The organism is Phreatobacter sp. AB_2022a, assembly GCF_026847585.1.
Classification (GTDB): Bacteria; Pseudomonadota; Alphaproteobacteria; order Rhizobiales; family Phreatobacteraceae; genus Phreatobacter.
Map to the genome: position 1 here is coordinate 1 of NZ_JAPSET010000052.1, position 20,136 is coordinate 20,136.

At 69.4% G+C, this 20,136-nt stretch carries 16 protein-coding genes and 1 pseudogene; 12 read left to right on the forward strand and 5 right to left on the reverse strand.

The features are described from left to right. Nucleotides 1–2,030, reverse strand: a pseudogene (locus OZ671_RS26840) (hypothetical protein); the annotation flags it as partial. Between the two features lie 385 nt (nt 2,031–2,415). Here OZ671_RS26840 and OZ671_RS26845 point away from each other — a divergent pair. From OZ671_RS26845 to OZ671_RS26855, 3 genes are all read left to right on the forward strand, one after another. After that, nucleotides 2,416–2,859, forward strand: coding sequence for a MerR family transcriptional regulator (locus OZ671_RS26845; protein WP_103169260.1), 444 nt, complete (start codon nt 2,416–2,418; stop codon nt 2,857–2,859). 285 nt (nt 2,860–3,144) lie between these two features. Continuing rightward, entirely contained in the window at nt 3,145–4,392 is a 1,248-nt protein-coding gene (gene serA / locus OZ671_RS26850) for a phosphoglycerate dehydrogenase (RefSeq protein WP_268863553.1), read from the forward strand. Between the two features lie 66 nt (nt 4,393–4,458). Further along, on the forward strand, nt 4,459–6,090 hold the full coding sequence (locus tag OZ671_RS26855) for an HAL/PAL/TAL family ammonia-lyase (RefSeq protein ID WP_268863554.1): 1,632 nt from the start codon (nt 4,459–4,461) through the stop codon (nt 6,088–6,090). A 266-nt stretch (nt 6,091–6,356) separates the two neighbouring features. On the opposite strand, the gene phnX is transcribed toward OZ671_RS26855, so the two are convergent. Next, complete coding sequence (phnX, locus tag OZ671_RS26860) at nt 6,357–7,157, reverse strand: phosphonoacetaldehyde hydrolase (protein ID WP_268863555.1); 801 nt, start codon at nt 7,155–7,157, stop codon at nt 6,357–6,359. A gap of 96 nt (nt 7,158–7,253) precedes the next feature. Then, nucleotides 7,254–8,003, reverse strand: coding sequence for a sulfite exporter TauE/SafE family protein (locus OZ671_RS26865; RefSeq protein ID WP_268863556.1), 750 nt, complete (start codon nt 8,001–8,003; stop codon nt 7,254–7,256). Between the two features lie 98 nt (nt 8,004–8,101). On the opposite strand from OZ671_RS26865, the gene OZ671_RS26870 reads away from it, so the two are divergent. The 9 genes from OZ671_RS26870 to OZ671_RS26910 all read left to right on the forward strand — a co-directional run bounded on the left by OZ671_RS26870 (nt 8,102) and on the right by OZ671_RS26910 (nt 18,059). Then, the gene (locus tag OZ671_RS26870) at nt 8,102–8,992 is read left to right on the forward strand and encodes a LysR family transcriptional regulator (RefSeq protein WP_268863557.1); all 891 of its coding nucleotides are present in this window, start codon (nt 8,102–8,104) and stop codon (nt 8,990–8,992) included. A gap of 147 nt (nt 8,993–9,139) precedes the next feature. Next, entirely contained in the window at nt 9,140–10,231 is a 1,092-nt protein-coding gene (locus OZ671_RS26875) for an alcohol dehydrogenase (protein ID WP_268863558.1), read from the forward strand. Further along, complete coding sequence (locus tag OZ671_RS26880; protein ID WP_268863559.1) at nt 10,228–12,324, forward strand: acetate--CoA ligase family protein; 2,097 nt, start codon at nt 10,228–10,230, stop codon at nt 12,322–12,324. Before OZ671_RS26875 ends, OZ671_RS26880 begins: the two co-directional genes overlap by 4 nt. Continuing rightward, a complete protein-coding gene (locus OZ671_RS26885) occupies nt 12,325–13,461 on the forward strand; it encodes a thiolase family protein (RefSeq protein ID WP_268863560.1) in 1,137 nt (378 codons plus the stop codon). Continuing rightward, nucleotides 13,458–13,769: a Zn-ribbon domain-containing OB-fold protein gene (locus OZ671_RS26890; RefSeq protein ID WP_268863561.1), complete on the forward strand. Its 312-nt coding sequence runs from the start codon at nt 13,458–13,460 to the stop codon at nt 13,767–13,769. Before OZ671_RS26885 ends, OZ671_RS26890 begins: the two co-directional genes overlap by 4 nt. Before the next feature lie 67 nt (nt 13,770–13,836). After that, nucleotides 13,837–15,261, forward strand: a complete 1,425-nt coding sequence (hydA, locus tag OZ671_RS26895; RefSeq protein ID WP_268863562.1) for a dihydropyrimidinase — start codon at nt 13,837–13,839, stop codon at nt 15,259–15,261. A gap of 110 nt (nt 15,262–15,371) precedes the next feature. After that, on the forward strand, nt 15,372–16,334 hold the full coding sequence (locus OZ671_RS26900) for an ABC transporter substrate-binding protein (RefSeq protein ID WP_442957133.1): 963 nt from the start codon (nt 15,372–15,374) through the stop codon (nt 16,332–16,334). 166 nt (nt 16,335–16,500) lie between these two features. Continuing rightward, complete coding sequence (locus OZ671_RS26905; RefSeq protein ID WP_268863563.1) at nt 16,501–17,274, forward strand: ABC transporter permease; 774 nt, start codon at nt 16,501–16,503, stop codon at nt 17,272–17,274. Next, nucleotides 17,271–18,059 carry an ABC transporter ATP-binding protein gene (locus OZ671_RS26910; RefSeq protein WP_268863564.1) on the forward strand — a complete coding sequence of 263 codons (789 nt, stop codon included), beginning with the start codon at nt 17,271–17,273 and terminating at the stop codon, nt 18,057–18,059. The genes OZ671_RS26905 and OZ671_RS26910 overlap by 4 nt, the downstream gene beginning before the upstream one ends. Nucleotides 18,060–18,090: 31 nt before the next feature. Here the strand turns inward: OZ671_RS26910 and OZ671_RS26915 are convergent, their stop codons facing one another. Both OZ671_RS26915 and cynS read right to left on the reverse strand, forming a co-directional pair. After that, nucleotides 18,091–19,356 carry an alkyl sulfatase dimerization domain-containing protein gene (locus OZ671_RS26915; protein ID WP_268863565.1) on the reverse strand — a complete coding sequence of 422 codons (1,266 nt, stop codon included), beginning with the start codon at nt 19,354–19,356 and terminating at the stop codon, nt 18,091–18,093. Nucleotides 19,357–19,472: 116 nt separating this feature from the next. Beyond that, nucleotides 19,473–19,955 carry a cyanase gene (gene cynS, locus OZ671_RS26920; RefSeq protein WP_268863566.1) on the reverse strand — a complete coding sequence of 161 codons (483 nt, stop codon included), beginning with the start codon at nt 19,953–19,955 and terminating at the stop codon, nt 19,473–19,475. Nucleotides 19,956–20,136: the final 181 nt, after the last annotated feature.

Below are 20,136 nucleotides of genomic sequence, written 5' to 3' on the forward strand. Positions count from 1 at the left end.
ACCGGCCGCGGCGCGGGTTGCGGGGCCGGCGTCGTCTTGACCGGCTGCGTTTCGGCATCGGTCCTGCCGGGAGCGCGGGCCGAGGGATCGATGTCGGCAATGCGGCGCAGCACCCGCTCGAGGGTCTGGTGCACGGCGTCCAGGCTGCCGACGGTGCGCTCTTCGCTGGCGACCTGCGCATGGCGCAGCGCATCGATATCGCTCTTCAGCGCCTCGACGGCGGCTTCGGTCTCGGGACCGGCCTTGTTGAGGTCGGCGACGGCATCGCGGGCGGCGCGCTCGGCTGCGTCGAGCGTGCTGGAGCGCATCTCCTCCATCTGGACGAAGAGGTCGGAGAGGCCGCGCTCGATCGTGCCGAGCTGGCCGAAGCGGGCATCGGCGGCATCGATCTTGGCGGCCAGCGCCAGGACGTGCTTCTCGATCTCGGCCAGCACTTTCGGGTCGTGGCTGCGGCTGTGGCTTTCGTCCAGCTTGTCGGCGAGGCGGCGCAGCGCCTCCTCGAGCTGCGGATTGGCGATGGCGGTGGCCGCGGGGCCGGGACGGCGCGAGGCCTTTTCCAGGCGATCGGCAATATCCTCGATGCGCGCCTCGATGGCGGCGGTGATCGCCTCCGCCTGGTTGGCCGGCGGCGCCATGGCCTCCAGGCGCTCGGCGAGCACCGCGACCTGGTCCGACAGGGCCTCGACCGCCTCGCGGGTGGCTGCGCCCGCGACCAGCTCGCGCACCGACAGGATCTCGTCGGTCAGCCGGTCGAGACTGACCTCGTCGCTGCCGCCGCGTGCCTTGACCTGATCGAGCTTGCGCGACAGCGCCCGCAATTCGTCGGCGAACCCCTCGGCAGGGGTGAGGCCGGTCACCGTCCGCTCGAAATCGGCGACGAGCTGGGCGAGCGAATCGGCGGGGATGCCCTTGGCCTGGACATTCGCCACCCGGTCGCCGAGCGCGTGGATTTCGGCTTCGAGGGTCTCGACCGCGCGGCGTGGCGCGAGGTCGCCCAGCCGGGCCGCGATCTGGGCAATGTCCGCGCGCAGCTCGGCCACGGCCTGTTCGGTCTGTGCGGTTTCGCGTTCGGCAATCTCGCGGCGCATCGCCTCGATGCGGCCGGACAAGGTCTTCAACTCGCGCTCCAGCGCGTCGCCCTGGGGCTTGTTGACCTCGTCGATCCGTTCGGACAGGCGCTTGAGCTCGGCAGCGATGCCGGCGCGGTCCGGCTCGGCGTCGCGCGGCAGCGGCTCGTTCAGGATCTGGTCCATACGGCGGCCGAGCGCGTCGAGCCGTTCGGCCAGCGGCGCAAGGCCCGGCTGCAGCGGCGCTTCGGCGGCCGTATCGAGATGAACCGGCGGCGGGACCGGCTGGGCGGCCGGCGCGGCGGCGGTCGGCGCATCATGGTCCAGCGCGCGCTGGCGCGCGGCGATCTCGGCGAGGGTCGCGTCGAGATCCTGGTCGAACAGGCGGGCCTGGGCGATCTTCGGCCGCTCCGGGGCCGCGTCGCCGGCGGGGCGGGCAGCCTGCTGGGCGGCGATGCCGGCATTCATCGCCCGGATCGAGCGGGCGATTTCGTCGAGCTGGGCCTGGGTCGAGGTATCGGCGGCCCGGGTGGCGAGCGGCAGGATCGGCGCCGCCGCCGGCTGCGGCTCCGGGCGTGGCCCGACGAGGCCGCGGGCGACGGCGAGCTGCTCGACGGCCTCCATGGCGGCGGCGGACCGGCGCTCGGAAATTTCGGCAAGGCGGGCGACCGCGTCGAGGGCGCGCACGATGTCGCTGCTGCCGTCACGCTCGATCCGGCCGCGCGGAATGGCGGTATCCAGCTCGCGGCGGTTCGCCGCGTCGAGCCTTTCGGTCATGGTCTCCAGGCGCCGCGTCACGGTCGGCAGGCCCGCGCCCGGCGGCTCGGCCTCGCCGGCCTGGCCGGCAATGACGGTGTTCAGCCACTCGCCGAGCGACATGCCGGAGCGGCGGGCAGCTTCCTTGGCGGCCTCGCGCGCGTCCTGATCAACGCCTTTGACGCTCCAAGGAACGGTGTGCCGCATAACGATCCCACCCGTCTGGCGGTTGCTGGAGCGCCGATGCGGTCGGGGTTTTCCGGCCGGCGCCCAGGGCGTTCCGATCGGACGAATCTTGTCGCCAGCCCGGCATGCTCCCACCGGGCAATCTTCGCAAACATGGTAAAGGCCTGGTTAACATCGACAAATTTTTGTTAACTTTGGTTCCTGGTCGTTAACTGATAAGCTCGCAGATTGTGCGAACCGACCTTGCGATGACGCCTGGATTCGGCCCTATCCTAACGGTAACTAACCTATCGGAAAGCGGTGCATTGCCCTGTGAAACGTCCCTTTCGGTTATGAGTGAGCCATCCCACCCGATCGTATCCCCTCGAACCAGAGGACGGAGCCAAAAATGGAACGGAAGGCTTTGATGACACGCAACAACGACGACGACGTCTTCTGGATCGAGGACGACGCCGAAGCCGCAAAGAACGGCCCGACCGTCTATACGATCGGCGATCTCGCGCGTGAGTTCGACGTGACGCTGCGGGCCTTGCGCTTTTATGAAGACAAGGGCCTGCTGTCGCCGCGGCGCGAAGGCCTGACCCGCCTCTACAGCGCCACCGACCGCATCCGCCTGCAGCTGATTCTGAAGGGCAAGCGGCTCGGTTTCACGCTCGCCGAGATTTCGGAGATGGTCGAGGCGCATGAGCGCCATGACGCGGGCGCAGACCAGCAGCTCAAGCTGTCGCGGGAGAAGTGCCTGGAGCAGATCGCGCATCTGGAGCAGCAGAAGCGCGATATCGAAGACGCGATCGCCGAACTGAAGCGGACCCACGAAACGCTCAATGCGATGATCGATCGGCCGAAATGACCTGCTCGCCGCGGGGCCGATGCCGGCCCGGCTGCGCTCCTGCCGAACCAGCCCGATTGTCCGATGCCTGACGGCCCAGGGGGCCGTTCCGCGATTCGGGCGGGGTTCGGATCCCCCGAAAACCGCTGAGGGCACGCCCGCGGCGGTTTTCGTGCTTTTGGAGCGCCGTTTCGCCGATCGCGGATGTCGGCGGGATTGCCGACTTGCGATCGCGCCATGTTGCTTTAATGGCGTGGCGCAACCGCGCGGGGCCCGATCCGCGCCGAGACTTTAAGGACGGATGTCATGACGGTCGCCCTGTCGCTGCCCAAGGACCGGATCAAGATCCTGCTGCTGGAGGGTATTTCCGACACGGCCGTCGGCGTTCTCGAACATGCCGGCTATAGCAATATCCAGCGCCTCGCCAAGGCGCTCGACGGTCCGGCGCTCGCCAAGGCCATCCGTGGCGTGCATCTCATCGGCATCCGCTCGCGCTCGCAGATGACGAGCGAGATCCTCGCCGCGGCCGACCGGCTGATCGCGATCGGCTGCTTTTCGGTCGGCACCAACCAGGTCGATCTGGTCGCGGCCAACCGGGCCGGCGTCCCGGTGTTCAACGCGCCGTTCTCCAATACGCGCAGCGTCGCCGAGCTGACGATCGCCGAGATCGTCATGCTGTTCCGCCGCATCTTCCCGAAATCGGTGAAGGCGCACGAGGGCGCCTGGGACAAGTCGGCCGTGTCGAGCTACGAGGTCCGTGGCAAGACGCTGGGCATCGTCGGCTACGGCAATATCGGCTCGCAGCTCGCGGTGCTGGCCGAGGCCATGGGCATGCGTGTCATCTATTACGATCACACCGACAAGCTGCGCCACGGCAATGTCGAGCCGGCGGCCGATCTGAAGGACCTGATGGCGCGCGCCGACGTGGTGTCGCTGCATCTGCCGGAAACGCCGGGCACGCAGGGCCTGATCGGCAAGGCCGAGATCGCGGCGATGAAGAAGGGCGCCTATCTCATCAACAATGCCCGCGGCACGATCCTCGACCTCGACGCGCTCGCCAAGGCGCTCAAGAGCGGCCATCTCGGCGGCGCGGCGGTCGATGTCTTCCCGCAGGAACCCTCTTCGAACGCCGACCGTTTCGTCTCGCCGCTGCAGGGCCTCGACAACGTCATCCTGACACCGCATGTCGGCGGCTCGACCGAGGAGGCCCAGGAGCGCATCGGCGCGGAGGTCGCGCGCAAGTTCGTCGACTATTCCGATGTCGGCTCGACCTGGGGCGCGGTCAATTTCCCGCAGGTGCAGCTGCCCGTCGGCCCGGCCGGCACCCGTTTCATCCAGGTGCAGCGCAACCTGCCGGGCGAGCTGCGGCGGCTGAACGACGTCTTCGCGGGGCGCGGCATCAACATCGCCGCGCAATATTACCAGACCGACGGCGAGGTCGGTTACGTGGTCCTGGACGCCGACGGCGCGGTGAGCGATGCCGAGAGCGTGCTGGACGAGATCCGCACCTTGCCGGGCACCATCCGCTGCCGGCTGCTCTACAGCCGTTCCTGAGGGCTCTTGACGGCTCCGGAGAAAACCCGCGATCAAGCCCTGGCGGTTTGAACGCGGGGGTTCGTGATGACGGTGAAGATCGACGGCGTGAAGCTGAAGGGCGATCAGGTGGTGCGGGTCGCCCGCCCGAATGCCGCCGGCCGGTTCGAGAAGGCGGCCCTGCACCCGGCGGCACGCGAGAAGATCGCGGCGACGCGGGCCTATATCGACCGGCACTGGATGGCCGACGATGTGCCCCTGATGTACGGCTTCAACACCGGCGTCGGGCTGTTCAAGGACCAGCGCGTGGCGATCGCGGACATGGTCCCCTACCAGACCAAGACCGTCTATGCCCATGCGACCGGCATCGGCCAGCCCTTCGCCGAGGATGTGACGCGCGCGACCATGCTGCTGCGCGCCAATGCCTTCGCCTCGAACTTTTCCGGACCGCAGGTGGCGCTGGTCGAGCGGCTCATCGCCTTCCTCAATGCCGGCCTGCATCCGGTGATCCCGGAAAAGGGCTCGGTCGGCGCATCGGGCGATCTCGCGCCGCTCGCTCACATGGCCGGCGCGGTCTGCGGCTTCCCGCAGGCCGAGATCGTCTACAAGGGCAAGCGCATGGCGGCCCCGGCCGCGATCGCCAAGGCCGGGCTCGCCGCCGATTTCCCCATGGGCGCCAAGGACGCCTCGGCGCTGATCAACGGCTCCACCGTGTCGCTCGCCCTCGGCGTCCTTGCCAGCCACGATGCCCGGCGGCTGCTGAAGGCCGCCGACGTCGCGCTGGCGCTGTCGCTCGAGGCGATGCGCGGCGAGCTCGCCGCCTTCGACCCGCGGGTCCATGCGGCCCGGCCGCACGAGGGGCAGGCCCGGGTCGCCCGCAACGTGCTGCGCCTGACCGAGGGCAGCCGGCGCTGCTCGCAGGCCGCGCGCGACGTGGTTTTCCCCGACGAGACCAGGGCTGCCGGGCAGCCGGCCGCGCCGCGCGTGCAGGACGTCTATTCGCTGCGCTGCGCGCCGCAGGTCCATGGTCCGGCCCGCCAGGCGGTCGGCTATGTCGACGGCATCCTCTCGACCGAGATCAATTCGGCCACCGACAATCCGCTGATCTTCGACGACGGCAAGGGCGGCTATGTCTCGATCTCGGGCGGCCATTTCCATGGCCAGTACGTGGCCCAGGCGATGGATGTCCTGGCGATCGCGGTCGCCGATCTCGCCTCCATTTCGGAGCGGCGGCTGGCGCGCCTGATCGATCCGACCATGAGCTATGGCCTGCCGCGCAACCTGCTGGCCGGCAAGCGCGGCCTGAATACCGGCTTTGCCACCGTCCAGTGCTCGCTGTCGGCGCTGGTGATGGAGAACCGCCACCTGGCGGCGCCCGGCTCGGTCGACAGCATTCCCGGCAAGTCGAATGCCGAGGATCATGTGTCGAATTCGACCTGGTGCGGGCGCAAGGCGCGGACCGTGGTGGAGAATGCCGAGCAGATCATCGCCGGCGAGATCCTGATGGCGACGCAGGCGCTGTCGCTGGTCGAGGGCCTGGCCAAGGACCATCCGATCGGCAAGGGCACGGCGGCGGCGCTCGACGCGGTGCGCGCGGTGATCGCGCCGGCGCTCGACGGCGACCGCTGGTACGCGACCGAAATGCTGCAGGCGCTGGAGCTCGTCCGGTCCGGCGCGGTGGTCGCGGCGGTCGAGCAGGCGATCGGCGGGCTGGAATAGGCAGCGCTTTTCGACGAGAGGTACGACTTGCCTCGCATCGCGGCTGGTCGTGGTTCGAGGCTCCGCGCCGGGGCGCGGAGCACCTCACCATGAGGATCGGCGGTGAATGGCAGCAGGGTTGCTCATGAAGCCCTGAGCGCGGCGCTTCATGACCGCGGCCTGATGCCATGGTTTCCAATCCTCATGGTGAGGTGCCCGCCCCCTCCGGGGGCGAGCCTCGAACCACGGCTGTCCGTGCCGCAGGGCTCCTCAAACCTGCTTATTGCTCAGGGCATCTCGCCTTCGGCCATCAGCCGGTCGATGCTTTCGATGACCGGCATCAGATTGGCGACGGTGTCGATCACCACATGGGCGCCCGCCGCCTCCAGTTTCTCGCGCGCGGGCGCGACGATGCGGTCGCGTTCCCGGGCGCTGAGCGCGGTCCATTCGGCGAGCGACAGGCCCGTTTCGTTGCCCGATGCGGCGATGCCGACCGTCCAGGTGCCGGCGGCAAGGCCTTCCTCGATGCCGGGCACGGTGTCGTCGACCTTGACCACGGTCGCCGGCGGATAGACGCCGAGATCGGCGAAGCAGCGATACATCATGAGCGGGCTCGGCCGACCCTCGGCAAGATCGCCGGCGCAGACGAGATTGTCGGGCGCATAGCCCTGGGCCGCGGCCAGCGGCAGGATCGGCGCCATGATCTCGCGGGTATAGCCGGTGGTCGAGCCGATCTTGAGGCCGCGGGCGCGCAGCGTGGCAACGACGGCGGCCGCGCCGGGGATCAGCTCGGCGAAATCGGCGGCGACCTTGACGTTCATCGGCACGAAGACATCGTAGACGGCGTCGATATCGGCGGCGCGCGGGGCATGGCCGTGCGCCCTGGTCCAGGCCTCCGCCACCGTCGCCAGCTTCATCAGCTCGGCGATGTGGTCGCGCTTCGGCTTGCCCATCGGCCCGCGCGCCTCGGCGACGGTCAGCGGCACGCCGAAATGCCGGAAGGCTTCGACGAACACCCCCATGGGGGCCCGGGAGCCGAAATCGATCATGGTTCCGGCCCAATCGAAGATCACGGCTTTCAGCGGCATTCCGCGCTCCCCTGCATGCGGGACCCGCGGAGCCTAGTGAGTCTGGCTCCGCTGTCCAGTCGGCGCATGGAAGAGGCGGTTTGCGTCGTGCCGATGTCAGAGCATGGGCCGCAGCGCGAGCTGCAGCCCGAGCAGCAGCAGCACGATCAGGAACCAGCGGCGGAAGGTGGCGGCGCTGACGCGCCGCCGCACCCACTGCCCGAGCCCCATGCCGGCGAGCGCGGGGGCGATCGCCAGCAGGGAGGCGGCGAGACCGCCGGCGGCAAGGGCACCGCCGCCGGCAAGGCCGATGGCGAGCGCGACGGTGGAGACGGTGAAGGAGAGGCCGAGCGCCTGGACGAGGTCCTCCTTGTCGAGGCCGAGCGCCTGCAGGTAGGGCACCGCCGGAATGACGAAGACGCCGGTGCCGCCGGTGACCGCCCCGGTCGCGAGGCCGACGAGGGGGCCGAGCCGGGCCTCGAGCCGCGCCGGAACCGAAAGCTGCCAGGCCGCAAGGCTTGAGGCCGCATAGGCGACGAGCGCCAGGCCGAGGCCGACGCTGGTCCAGCCGCCGCTGCCGTGGGTGAGCAGCCAGGAGCCGGCGACCGTGCCCAGAACGATGCCCGCCATCATCGGCCAGAGCCGTCGGGCGAGGGCCGAGAAGCTCGGGCCGGCCGCGAGCTGCCAGACATTGGTGACGAAGGACGGCACGATCAGCAGCGCGGCGGCGGCGACCGGCGACATGACGGTCGCCAGCAGGGCCATGGCGACCGTCGGCAGGCCCATGCCGGTGACGCCCTTGACCACGCCGGCCAGCAGGAAGGTGGCGGCGACGATGAGGATCTGGGGTGCGGACATGTCGATCATGCCGCCATTGAGCCGGAACCGCGCGCCGCCACAATGCGGAAGATCGGCAGCCAGCCTTAGGCTGGGCCTAAGGCTGGGCCGGTGATAGCCTTGAGCCCATGCGCTTCGACCTCACCGATCTCCGCCTGTTCTCGCTGGTCGTCGAGGCCGGCAGCATCACGCTCGGCGCTGCGCGTGCCCACATGGCGCTGCCCTCGGCCAGCGCCCGGCTGCGCGGCATGGAGGAGACGATCGGCATCCCGCTGCTCGTCCGTGGCCGGCGCGGCGTCACCCCGACCCCTGCGGGCGATGCCCTGGCGCATCACGCCCGGATCGTGCTGCGCCAGATGGACGAGCTGCGCGGCGAGCTCGGCGACTTTGCGAAGGGCTTGAAAGCGGAGGTTCATCTCGCCGCCAACACCGCCGCCATGACCGAGTTCCTGCCGGCGGCGCTCGCCCCGTTCCTGAAACGCCGCCCGCATGTCGACATCGACCTGAAGGAGCGGCAGAGCACCGAGATCGTCAAGGCGGTGGCGGGCGGACTCGCCGAGATCGGCATCATCTCGGATGCGGTCGACCCGGGGCCGCTCGAACTGTTCCCCTTCGCGGTCGACCGGCTGGTGCTGGTGACGGCCAAGGGCCATCCGCTCGCCGGGGAGGCGCGCGTCGCCTTTCACACCGTGCTCGGCCACGCCTTTGTCGGCCTGAGCGGCGGCAGCGCGCTGCAGGACCATATCGGCGAACATGCCGCCCGCGCCGGCCGGACGCTCGCCTTCCGCATCCGCATGCGCACGTTCGAGGGCATCTGCCGGATGGTCGCCGAGGATGTCGGCCTCGCCATCGTGCCCGAGGCGGCGGCGCTGCGCTGCCGGCGCACGATGCCGATCCAGATCGTCAGGCTGACCGATGGCTGGGCCGCGCGACAGCTGAAGCTGTGCGTGCGCGTGCGCGATGGCCTGCCGGCGCCGGCGCGCGAGCTGCTCGACCATCTCATCGCCTTCGGCAACTGACCTCCGGCCACCGACGGTCCTCCCGCCCGTGCAGGGAGGGTCTGTCGTTCGGCGCGTTTACAGCTTGCGTCCACATGGTAGCGTTTTCGGCAACATCCGGGGCCAACCGGGGCAAGCGACCATGTCCAGCATCCCAGAGGAAACGCCATGACGTCCTTCGCCGCAGCCCGCACCACCCGCTCCTGGCGTCTCAACGCCATTTGCGGGGCCCTCGTCGCCGAGACCGAGCCGCTGCCCGAGCCGAAAGGCCGCGAGGTGCTGATGCGCGTCAGCCATTGCGGCGTCTGCCATTCGGACCTGCATATCCGCGAGGGCATCTACAATCTCGGCGCCGGCAAGACGCTCGATCTCACCCAGCGCGGCATCAATCCGCCGCTGACGCTCGGCCACGAGATCTTCGGCACGGTCGAGGCGGTCGGTCCCGAGGTGACCGAGGTCAAGCCGGGAATGCGCCGGCTGATCCATACCTGGATCGGCTGCGGCACCTGCGCGCTGTGTCGTTCGGGTGACGAAAATCTGTGCGCGGCGCCGCGCTTTCTCGGCGTGCAGGCGCGCGGCGGCTTCGCCGATCATGTGCTGGTCTCGGACGCCCGCTTCCTCGTCGATGTCGGCGATCTCGACCCGGCGGTCGCGGCGACCTATGCCTGTTCCGGGGTCACCGTGCACAGCGCGGTGAAGAAGATCCTGCCGCATCGCGAGGGCGAGCGTGTCGCCGTGTTCGGCTGCGGCGGTCTGGGCCAGACCGCGCTGCATCTTCTGAAGGCGCTGGGGGTCGGACCGGTGATCGCGGTCGACCCGGCGCCGGAAAAGCGGGCGATCGCGGAGGAGATCGGGGCTGCGGCGAGCCTCGATCCCAATGCGCCCGATGCCGCCAAGCAACTCGCCGCCTTTGGCAAGGGGAGCCTTGCCGCCGCGCTCGACTTCGTCGGCAGCGAGCAGACGTCGTCGCTCGGCATCAACGGCGTGCGCAAGGGCGGCACCTACGTGGTGGTCGGCCTGTTCGGCGGCGAGCTGCGCTATCCCTTGCCCTATCTGCCGATGCGGGCCGTGACCATCCGTGGCTCCTATGTCGGCTCGCTCAACGAGCTCAAGGAGTTCGTGGCGCTCGCCCGCAAGGTCAACCTGCCGCCCGTCACCATCGAGCGGCGGCCGATGACGGCCGTCAATGCCGCGCTCGAGGACCTTGCCGCCGGCCGCGTCGCCGGGCGCGTGGTGCTCGAGGCGGAAGCGGCGGGATGACCGCGCCGCGGATTGCCGGGATCGACGCGGTCCTCGCGCCGCGCTCCGTCGCCATCGTCGGCGCCTCGGCCGACCCGGTCCGGATCGGCGGCCGGCCGATCCGCTACACCAAGCTCGGCGGCTTTGCCGGCGGGCTCTATCCGATCAATCCGAACCGGGCGGAAATCCAGGGGCTGAAGGCCTATGCCTCGCTGGCCGACGTGCCCGACGGCCTCGATTGCGTGGTGGTGGCGGTGCCGCCCGACCTCGCCCTGCCGGCGCTCGGCGCGGCGGCGGCCAAGGGCGCGCGGGGCGCGGTGATCTTCACGGCGAACTATGCCGAGGCGGGGCCGGAGGGCCTCCGGCGCCAGCAGGAACTCGTCGCGGCGGCCCGGGCGCACGGCATGCGCCTGCTCGGCCCGAACTGCCTCGGCGTCTACAATGCCGCGACCGGGCATGCCGCAACCTTCGGCTCGTTCCTCGAGGGCGAGAGGGCAGCGCCCGCGCCGATCGGCATCGTCGGCCAGTCGGGCGCCTATGCAAGCTATATCTATGTACTGCTGCGCAAGCGTGGGCTCGATGCGGCGCGCTGGCTCGCCACCGGCAACGAGGCCGACATCACGGTGGCCGATGCCATCGCCCACATGGCGGGGGATGACGGCGTCAAGGTGATCGCGGCCTATGTCGAGGGCGTCAAGGACGGTCCGGCCTTTCTCGCTGCGCTCGGCATGGCCCGGGCCGCGGCCAAGCCGGTGGTGCTGATCAAGGTCGGCCGGTCCGAGGGCGGCGCGGCGGCGGCGATGTCGCACACCGCCTCGCTCGCCGGCGACGACAAGGTGTTCGAGGCGCTGGTGCGCGAGGCCGGCGGCTACCGAACCCATACGACCGAAGAAATGGTCGACGTCACCGAGGCGCTCGCCCGGCGCGGGCCGCTGGCCGGCAACAGGCTGGGCATCCTGACCATTTCCGGCGGCGCCGGCGTGCTGATGACCGACGATGCGGCCGACCGCGGCCTCGTGCTGCCGCCGCTGCCGGCCGCGACGCAGGCGCGGCTGAAGGCGGACAATCCGCTCGGCTCCTTCACCAACCCGGTCGACTTCACCGCCCAGGCGGTCAACGATCTCAACCTCGTCGGCCATGCCCTGCGCGCGATCCTGGAGGATGGCGGGGTCGACGCGGTCGCCGGCTTCGTCATGACCTGGATCGCCTCGCCGGCAACCGGCGAGCGGCTGCAGGCCGTGCTCGGCGAGGCCATGCGTGGCTTCGAGGACCGGGTGATGGCGCTTGCCGCGTCCGGGCCGGACCATGTGCTCGCCGCCTATCGCGCCAAGGGGTTCATCCTGAACGAGGACCCGAGCCGGGTGATCGCGACGCTCGCCGCGCTCGCCGCCATCGGGCGGATGCTGCGGGAGCCGCCGCGGCCGGCGGTCGGCCTCGACGATATGCCGCGCCTGACCGGGACCGAGACCACCGAGGCCGCGGCCAAGGCCTTCCTCGTGAAGGCGGGGCTGCAAGCCCTGCCCGAAGAGGTGGCGGCGACGCCGGATGCGGCGGCGGCGATCGCCGCGCGCCTCGGCCGGCCGGTGGCGCTGAAGATCGTCTCGGCCGATATCGCGCACAAGTCCGATGCCGGCGGCGTCGCCCTCGGCATTGCGCCGGCCGACGTCGCCGCGCGGTCGCGGGCCATGCTGGCCGCGGTCGCGTCGGCGGCGCCGGACGCCCGGATCGACGGCATCCTGGTCGGACCGATGGCGGGCGACGGGGTCGAGCTGATCGTCGCGGCGCGGACCGATCCGGTGTTCGGTCCGGTGGTCATGGTCGGTCTCGGCGGCGTCTTCGTCGAGGTGATGCGTGACGTCGTCTTCCGCGCGGCCCCGGTGGACGAGGCCGGGGCGCGCGCAATGATCGACGCGCTGAAGGGCCGCGCCCTGCTCGGCGGCCCGCGCGGCCGGCCGGTAGCGGACGTTGCCGCCGCGGCCCGGGCGATCGCGGCGCTGTCGCGCGTCGCGGCGGCCAATGCCGGCAGCTTCGACACGATCGAGATCAATCCGCTGCTGGTGCGGGCCGGCGATGCCGTCATGCTGGATGCGCTGATCACGCGGAAAGACGGCTGAATGGCTTATCTCACCGGCGTCGGGCTCACCGCTTTCGGCAAGCATCCCGGGCTTCAGCCGCTCGATCTCATCGAGCAGGCGGTCATCGCCGCCCTCGCGGATAGCGGGCTGCCGCGCGATGCCGTGGACGGCCTGATCTGCGGCTATGCGACGACCCATCCGCACCTGATGCTGGGCACGGTGATCTGCGAGCGCCTCGGGCTGAAGCCGCGCCACGCCCATCAGGCCCAGTGCGGCGGGGCGACCGGCGCCATGGCGCTGGTGCTGGCCCGCCACCTGATCGCCGCGGGCGCCTGCCGCCACGTGCTGGTGGTCGGCGGCGAGAACCGCCTGACCGGCCAGAGCCGCGACGATGCGATCCGGACGCTCGCAACCGTCGGCCATCCGGAGTGCGAGGTGCCGCTCGGCGCCTCCGTGCCGGCCTACTATGCCCTGATCGCGGCGCGCTACCTCCATGAGACCGGCGCGAGCGAAGCCGACCTTGCCGAGCTCGCCGTGCTGATGCGCCGGCACGCGGCGCAGCATCCCAAGGCGCAGCTCACGGCGCCGATCAGCGTTGCCGACGTCATGGCCTCGAAGCCGGTCGCAACGCCGCTCAAGCTGCTCGACTGCTGCCCGATCAGCGATGGCGGCGCGGCGCTCATCGTCTCGGCCTGCCCCTTGGCCAAGGCGCCGATCAGGATGACCGGCTGGGGCGAGGCCCATACCCATCAGCACATTTCCGAAATGCCCGACGATATCGCGCTCGGCGCCAGGACCGCCGCCGCGGCCGCCTTCGGGTCGGCCGGCCGCAAGCCCGCCGATATCCGCCTCGCCGGCATCTACGACAGTTTCACCCCGACCCTCGCCCTGTTCCTGGAAGCCTTCGGGTTTGCACCGCCGGGCGGGGCAGGGCGAGCGGCCCGCGAGGGCCGTTTCGGCCGTGACGGCGCCCTGCCGCTCAACCTGCACGGCGGGCTCCTGTCGTTCGGCCATTCCGGCGTCGCCGGCTTCATGGCCCATGTCGCCGAGGTCGTCGTCCAGATGCGCGGGGAGGCGGGGGACCGGCAGGCGGCCGACGTTCCGATCGCCTATTGCCATGCCGATGGCGGCACGCTGTCGAGCCATGTCGGCCTGGTTCTGGAGCGCATGGCATGACGGGGCTTGCGCTGTCGTCCTGCAGAAGCTGCGGCCACGCCTGGCAGTTTCCACGGGCCATGTGCCCGGCCTGTGCTTCCACCGATGTCGCCGCGCTTGCGGCGAGTGGCCGCGGCACCGTCTGGTCCGCCACCGTGGTGCACCGGGCGCCGACGCCCGGTCTGGCGGTTGCCGGCGGCTATGGCATCGCGCTCGTCACCCTGGAGGAGGGGCCGCGGATCATGGCCCGGGCGCCGGTCGATATCAGGATCGGCGAAACCGTGACGGTTGTGGTCGAGAACGGCGTGGCGAAGCTGTTCCGCGCTTGACGCGCCCCGGGAAATGGGGTGCCAAGTGGGTTGGAAACGACCGCGTTGGCAACGACAAGGACATGCCATGCTCGATCTCGATCTCGCCATCCGCGGCGGCACCGTTGTCACCGCATCGGACACGATCCGCTGCGACGTGGGCATCAAGGACGGGCGCATTGCGCTGCTCGCCGAGGCCGTGACCGAGGCGGCGAAGACAATCGATGCCTCCGGCCTCCTGGTCATGCCCGGCGGCATCGACAGCCATGTCCATTTCGACCAGGATTCCGGGCCCGACGTGTCGATGGCCGATGGTTTCGAAAGCGGCACGCGTTCGGCCGCCGCCGGCGGCAACACCACGGTCATTCCCTTCGCCATGCAGATCAAGGGCACGTCGCTCAGGGCCTGCGTCGGCGAGTACCATGCCAAGGCGGACGGCAAGGCGCTGATCGACTACGGCTTCCACCTCATCGTGTCTGACCCGACGCCGACCGTGTTGAACCAGGAGCTGCCGGCGCTGTTCGCCGACGGCTGCACCTCGTTCAAGGTGTTCATGACCTATGACGACCTGGTGCTGAGCGACCGCCAGCTCCTGGAGGTGTTTTCGGTCGCCCGGCGCGAGCAGGCGCTGGTGATGGTCCATGCCGAGGGCTACGATTCCATCAAGTTCCTGGCCGAGCGGCTGGAGCAGGCGGGCAAGACCGCGCCCTATTACCATGGACCGTCCCGGCCGGAGATCGTCGAGCGCGAGGCGACCCACCGCGCCATCAGCCATGCCGAGCTGACCGACGTGCCGATCATGATCGTGCATGTCTCCGGGCGCGAGGCGATGGAGCAGATCCGCTGGGCCCGCCAGCGCGGTCTGAAAGTCTATGCCGAGACCTGCCCGCAATATGTCACGCTGACCGCCGATGACATGAAGGGCCTCAACATGGACATCACCGGCGCGAAATATGTCTGCTCGCCGCCGCCCCGCGACACGGACAGCCAGAAGGCCATCTGGGAAGGCCTGCGGCAGGGCGTATTCCAGACCTTCTCCTCCGACCACTGCCCGTTCTTCTACGACAGCCCGCGCGGCAAGCTGACGCCCAAGGCGCGCACCTCGTTCCGCTGGGTGCCCAACGGCATTCCCGGCGTCGAGACGCGCCTGCCCATCCTGTGGTCGGAGGGCGTCGCCAAGGGCCGGATCACGGCGAACGAATTCGTCGCCCTGACCTCCACCAACCATGCCAAGATGTACGGGCTCTATCCGCGCAAGGGCACGATCGCGGTCGGCGCCGATGCCGACATCGTGCTGTGGGACGCGAACCGCAAGGAGACGCTGCGCCAGGAGATCCTGCATCACGGCTCCGACTACACGCCCTGGGAAGGCTTCGCGGTGACCGGATTCCCGGTCATGACCATCGCCCGCGGCAAGGTCGTGGTGGAGGAGGGCAAGGTGCTCGGACGGCCGGGCGACGGCCGTTTCCTGAAGCGCGACAAGAGCCCTTATGCCCTGCCGCTCGGGGCGTGAGCCGCAGCCTTTTTCACGTTCCTAGGACATTCACGTATCCAAACCGGCCGCTCCGCGCCCCTAGAGTAAAGGCAGCGGCGGCCCCAAGACCGCCTTCGGAGGAGGATGACATGTCACCACGCTTTTTCGTACGCCGGCTCATGGCCGGCGTCGCGCTGGCCGCGGGCCTTGCCCTTGCCGGGCCGGCCTCGGCGCAAACCAAGGTGTCCATCGGCATTTCCGGCTGGACCGGCTTCGCGCCGCTGACGCTCGCCAAGGAGGCCGGCATCTTCGCGCGCAACGGTCTCGACGTGACCATTCGCAAGATCCCGCAGGCGAGCCGGCATCTCGCCATCGCCTCGGGCGACGTGCAATGCGCCGCCACGACGGTGGAGACCTGGATCTCCTGGAACGCCAGCGGCATCGCCACCACCCAGCTGTTCCAGCTCGACAAGAGCTACGGCGCCGACGGGCTCGTGGTCCGCAATTCCATCAACGCGATCCGGGACCTGCGCGGCCGCACGGTCGCGGCCTCGCCTCCGGGCACCGCGCCCTATTTCGGCCTTGCCTGGATGCTGCGCGAGAACGGCCTGTCGATCCGCGACGTGACCGTCGTCAATCTCGAGCCGGGGCCTGCCGCCCAGGCCTTCATCGCCGGCCAGAACGACGCGGCGATGACCTACGAGCCCTACCTCTCGGCGGTCCGCGACGCGCCCCAGGCCGGCAAGATCATCGCCACCACGCTCGACTATCCGATGGTGATGGACACATTCGGCTGCACGCCGGCCTTCATCCAGAGCAACGAGGCGGCGGTGCGCGCCCTGGTGAAGAGCTATTTCGAGGCGCTGGAACTGATCAAGAGCGACCAGACCCGAGCCTATACGCTGATGGGCGCCGATGTCCGGCAGTCCGCCGAGCAGTTCGGCGCGTCGGCGCGCTACCTGCGCTGGTCGGGGCCGGAGGAGAACCGCGCCTTCTTCGCCAACGACTGGCTGCCCTTCACCGAAAAGGCCGCGAGCCTGCTGCTCGAGCTCGGCATCATCAGGCAGAAGCCGGATTTCAGCCGGATGGTGGATACCCGCTTCATTCAGTGACGCGGACCACTTTTCAGCGCGAAAAAATAAGCTAGAAGCATGCCGCCGCCCGTTCCGGAAACAGGAACGGGCGGCGGTGGCCGTTCCGGCCGCTGCTCATCCTGCAGTGCCAGCTTCGCCCGGGCGACACCTGCCCGTACCGCCGCGCCCATCGACAAAGGACGTCATGAGGCCCCTTCAACCCGTTTCGGCGTCCGCCCGGTTCACGCTGGGCATCGCTTTCTTCGTGCTGTTCTTCGCCGTCTGGGGTGTGTTCACCTTCGGTGGTTTCGTGCCGCGGATCTTCCTGGCCGATCCCTTCACCATGGTGCACGACGGCTGGACCCTGCTGACCAGGCACGGTTTCCTCTTCGATATCGGCGTGACCGTCTGGCGCGTCCTCGGCGGCTTCGTCATCGCGGCGATCGTCGCCGTGCCGATCGGCCTCGCCATGGGCGCCTACAAGCCGGTCGAGGCCTTTTTCGAACCCTTCGTGTCGTTCGCCCGCTACCTGCCGGCCTCGGCCTTCATTCCGCTGTTCATCCTCTGGGCGGGGGTCGGCGAGGTGCAGAAGCTGCTCGTCATCTTCGTCGGTTCGGTGTTCCAGATCATCCTGATGGTGGCGGTGGCGGTCGGCTCGATCCGGCGCGACCTGGTCGAGGCGGCCCTCACGCTCGGGGCCAAGGACCGCGGCATCGTCACCCGCGTGCTCATGCCCTACGCCGCGCCGCAGATCGCCGAGATCCTGCGCCTCGTGCTCGGCTGGGCCTGGACCTATGTCATCGTCGCCGAGCTGATCGGCTCGTCCTCGGGCATCGGCCACATGATCATCGAGAGCCAGGCGCTGCTCGCCACCGGCCAGATGATCTTCGGCATCATCGTCATCGGGGTGATCGGGCTGATCTCGGACTTCCTGTTCAAGGCGCTGAACCGCAAGCTGTTTCCGTGGAGCGCCGTATGAGCGATCTTCTCATCAAGGCCGTCTCGCGCACCTTTCCGGGCGTGCAGGGCGGCGCGCCGACCCAGGCGCTCGCGCCGGTCGACCTCACCGTCAGCGAAGGCGAGTTCGTCGCCATCCTCGGCCCGTCCGGCTGCGGCAAGTCGACGCTTCTGCGCATCGTCGCCGGGCTCGACCATCCGACCGCCGGCAGCGTCACGCTCGACGGGGCGCCGGTCACCGAGCCCGGCGCGGATCGCGGCATGGTGTTCCAGAGCTACACCCTGTTCCCATGGCTGACGGTCGCCGAGAACATCGCCTTCGGCCCGCGCGAGCGCGGTGTCGGCCCGGCCGAGCGCCGGGCGATCGCCGAAAGGCTGATGGCGCAGGTCGGGCTCACCCAGTTCGCCAACCACTATCCGAAGATGCTGTCGGGCGGCATGCAGCAGCGCGCCGCGCTCGCCCGCGCGCTCGCCAACGATCCGAAGGTCCTGATCCTGGACGAGCCGTTCGGCGCGCTCGACCACCAGACCCGCTCGCTGATGCAGGAACTCCTGCTGTCGATCTGGGAGGCGCACCACAAGACCGTGCTGTTCGTCACCCACGACATCGAGGAGGCGGTGTTCATGGCCAACCGCGTCCTCGTCATGAGCGCCCGGCCGGGCCGCTTCAAATGCGAGGTCGCGGTGCCCTTCCCGCATCCGCGCTCCTACAAGATCAAGACGACGCCCGAATTCGCGGCGCTCGAGGAGCGGCTCACCGAGGAGATCCGCGGCGAGACGATGCTGGCGGTGTCGAGCGGGCTGTGATGCCCGCAGCGGCAGGCCCGGGGAGGCCGGCTCATTCCCTGGCGCGCCGTTCCGCCGCGCGCTCGTAGACCGCGAGGAAGGCCTTGCCCATGAGCGAGGTCTCCTGGCCGATGGCCAGGCGCAGGACGGCGGCTCGGGCGGCCTGGATGGCGCGATCGTCGGGAGCGGCCGCGCCGGCAAATTCGATCAGTTGCACGGCAAGACGCGATTGCCCCGCCGCGGCGAGGGCCGCGGCGCGGTCGGCCAGCTTGTGCGGGCCGCCGGCGAGAGCGGCCAGCTCGGCCGCGAGATCGCCGGCCGGCGCGGGCTTGAGATGGGCCGGATCGCCGTCGAACCAGCCGGCGTAGAAGTGGTAGACGGCGCGGACCAGGAATTCCGGGTCGTCGTATTTCGGGATCAGGTAGGGTTTCGCGAGATAGCGGGCCGGAACCTTCACGGACTGCAGGATCTCGTCGAGCGTCGCGCCCCTGTTGATCAGCGCCAGCGTGCCGGCGACGAGATGTTCGAGAGCCTCGGCTCCGTCCCGCAGCATCTGCGCCGCCCGCTCCGCGCCGAAGACGACGGGACCGTGGCCCGGAATGAGGATGGCGGGCTTCAGCGCCTCCATGCGCCTGAGGGCCGCGGCCCATTCCGCCGCGTAGCGCTGCACCTTGCGCGGATTGCCGGCATTGGGGAACACCCAGATCACGAAGTCCCCGCTGGCAAGAATCCGCCGGTCCGGCAGCCAGACGAAGGTCGCATCGTCGGTCTCGCCGCGGCCATGGAACAGATCGAGCCGCGCGCCGCCGATCGTCAGCGACAGCGTGTCGTCGTAGATCTGGTCGGGCCGCCGCTGGCCGATCGGATAGACATAGCCGGGATCGTCGAACTGCTGGCCCTGGGCAATGCTGTTGTAGCCGTGCGAGGCCTCGTAGCGTTCCATCCGGCGCTGTACGTTGCGATGCGCCACGATTCTCGGCCGCGGCCGGCTCCGCGCATCGGCTTCCTCGTCGATGGCGGTGATGCCGCTCGTATGGTCGATATGGCCATGGGTGAAGATGACGGTGTGGATCGGCCCGTCGTCCCACGAACGCACGACCTCGAGCGTCCTTCGGGCGGTCTCCGGCTTGGCCGTATCGATCAGCACCAGGCCGTCGGACGTGCGGATGGCTGTCACGCTGCCGCAGAAATAGGTCGTGTGGACGGTGATGATGTCGTCCGCGACCTTGGTTATCGCCCCATGCGAGACCGCCGCCGTCCATTCCTCCATGGGGGCGCTGCCGTCCCAGAGCCGTTCGAACAACGGATCCCGATTCATCTGCTTCTCCCGCTCCACCATGCCGAAAATGTAGCATCGCTCTCCCGCCGGCGGCAGCCGGCGGGTCCATGCAGGCAGGGCGGGCGGGTCATGCGGCGGGAGCCGTCCCGCGCTTGTCAGGCCTCCTTGAAGCCGTATTCGGCGATGCCCTGCTCGTTGCCGTAGTAGCGGTAGGGCAGGAACTTGCCGGACATGCTGATGCGGACGCGGTCGCCGCGCGGGTTCGGCTCGCGTGCGATCTCGATGTCGAAATCGATGGCCGACATGATGCCGTCGCCGAATTCCTCCTCGATGAGGGCCTTCCAGGCCGGCCCGTTGACCATCACCATCTCGTAGAAGCGGTAGATCAGCGGATCGGTCGGCGGCATCGCGGTGCCGCGATAAGGCACTTCATTGAGCATGCGTGCCTCCATTTCGGTCAGGCCGAAGAGCGCGGCAGCCTTCGCCGCCAGCGGCTTGACCAGCTTCATCTGGCCGAGCAGCGCGCCCACCACCAGAACCGGCGAGACGCCACCGATCGCCTCGGTGACGTGAGCCCAGGTCCAGCCTTTCTCGCGCTTGATGTCGAGGATCTTTTCGGTGAGCTGTTCGCGGGTCATGTCGGTTCGTCTCCCTGGGCTCCGCCGCGGGGCAGAGGCGGCTGGGCGAGCCCAATCAAGCCTCGTGCCAAAGAGGCGCGTGCAGTCTGCCCCCTGTCGGCGGCGAGGCCGGCGCTGCGCCGCATGGCAGTTCCTCGCCATGGCCGGCCTCAATCCGGTTGACCGGTGGCGCCGGGCCTGA

Bases quoted from the DNA above. Each gene is read 5' to 3' on its own strand.
- OZ671_RS26890 (WP_268863561.1), top strand. From the start codon at position 13,458: ATGACGGGGCTTGCGCTGTCGTCCTGCAGAAGCTGCGGCCACGCCTGG.
- OZ671_RS26875 (WP_268863558.1), top strand. From the start codon at position 9,140: ATGACGTCCTTCGCCGCAGCCCGCACCACCCGCTCCTGGCGTCTCAAC.
- OZ671_RS26865 (WP_268863556.1), bottom strand. From the start codon at position 8,003: ATGATCGACATGTCCGCACCCCAGATCCTCATCGTCGCCGCCACCTTC.
- OZ671_RS26845 (WP_103169260.1), top strand. From the start codon at position 2,416: ATGACACGCAACAACGACGACGACGTCTTCTGGATCGAGGACGACGCC.
- OZ671_RS26880 (WP_268863559.1), top strand. From the start codon at position 10,228: ATGACCGCGCCGCGGATTGCCGGGATCGACGCGGTCCTCGCGCCGCGC.
- OZ671_RS26885 (WP_268863560.1), top strand. From the start codon at position 12,325: ATGGCTTATCTCACCGGCGTCGGGCTCACCGCTTTCGGCAAGCATCCC.
- hydA (WP_268863562.1), top strand. From the start codon at position 13,837: ATGCTCGATCTCGATCTCGCCATCCGCGGCGGCACCGTTGTCACCGCA.
- OZ671_RS26910 (WP_268863564.1), top strand. From the start codon at position 17,271: ATGAGCGATCTTCTCATCAAGGCCGTCTCGCGCACCTTTCCGGGCGTG.
- OZ671_RS26915 (WP_268863565.1), bottom strand. From the start codon at position 19,356: ATGAATCGGGATCCGTTGTTCGAACGGCTCTGGGACGGCAGCGCCCCC.
- phnX (WP_268863555.1), bottom strand. From the start codon at position 7,157: ATGCCGCTGAAAGCCGTGATCTTCGATTGGGCCGGAACCATGATCGAT.
- OZ671_RS26855 (WP_268863554.1), top strand. From the start codon at position 4,459: ATGACGGTGAAGATCGACGGCGTGAAGCTGAAGGGCGATCAGGTGGTG.
- serA (WP_268863553.1), top strand. From the start codon at position 3,145: ATGACGGTCGCCCTGTCGCTGCCCAAGGACCGGATCAAGATCCTGCTG.
- OZ671_RS26905 (WP_268863563.1), top strand. From the start codon at position 16,501: ATGAGGCCCCTTCAACCCGTTTCGGCGTCCGCCCGGTTCACGCTGGGC.
- OZ671_RS26900 (WP_442957133.1), top strand. From the start codon at position 15,372: ATGTCACCACGCTTTTTCGTACGCCGGCTCATGGCCGGCGTCGCGCTG.
- cynS (WP_268863566.1), bottom strand. From the start codon at position 19,955: ATGACCCGCGAACAGCTCACCGAAAAGATCCTCGACATCAAGCGCGAG.
- OZ671_RS26870 (WP_268863557.1), top strand. From the start codon at position 8,102: ATGCGCTTCGACCTCACCGATCTCCGCCTGTTCTCGCTGGTCGTCGAG.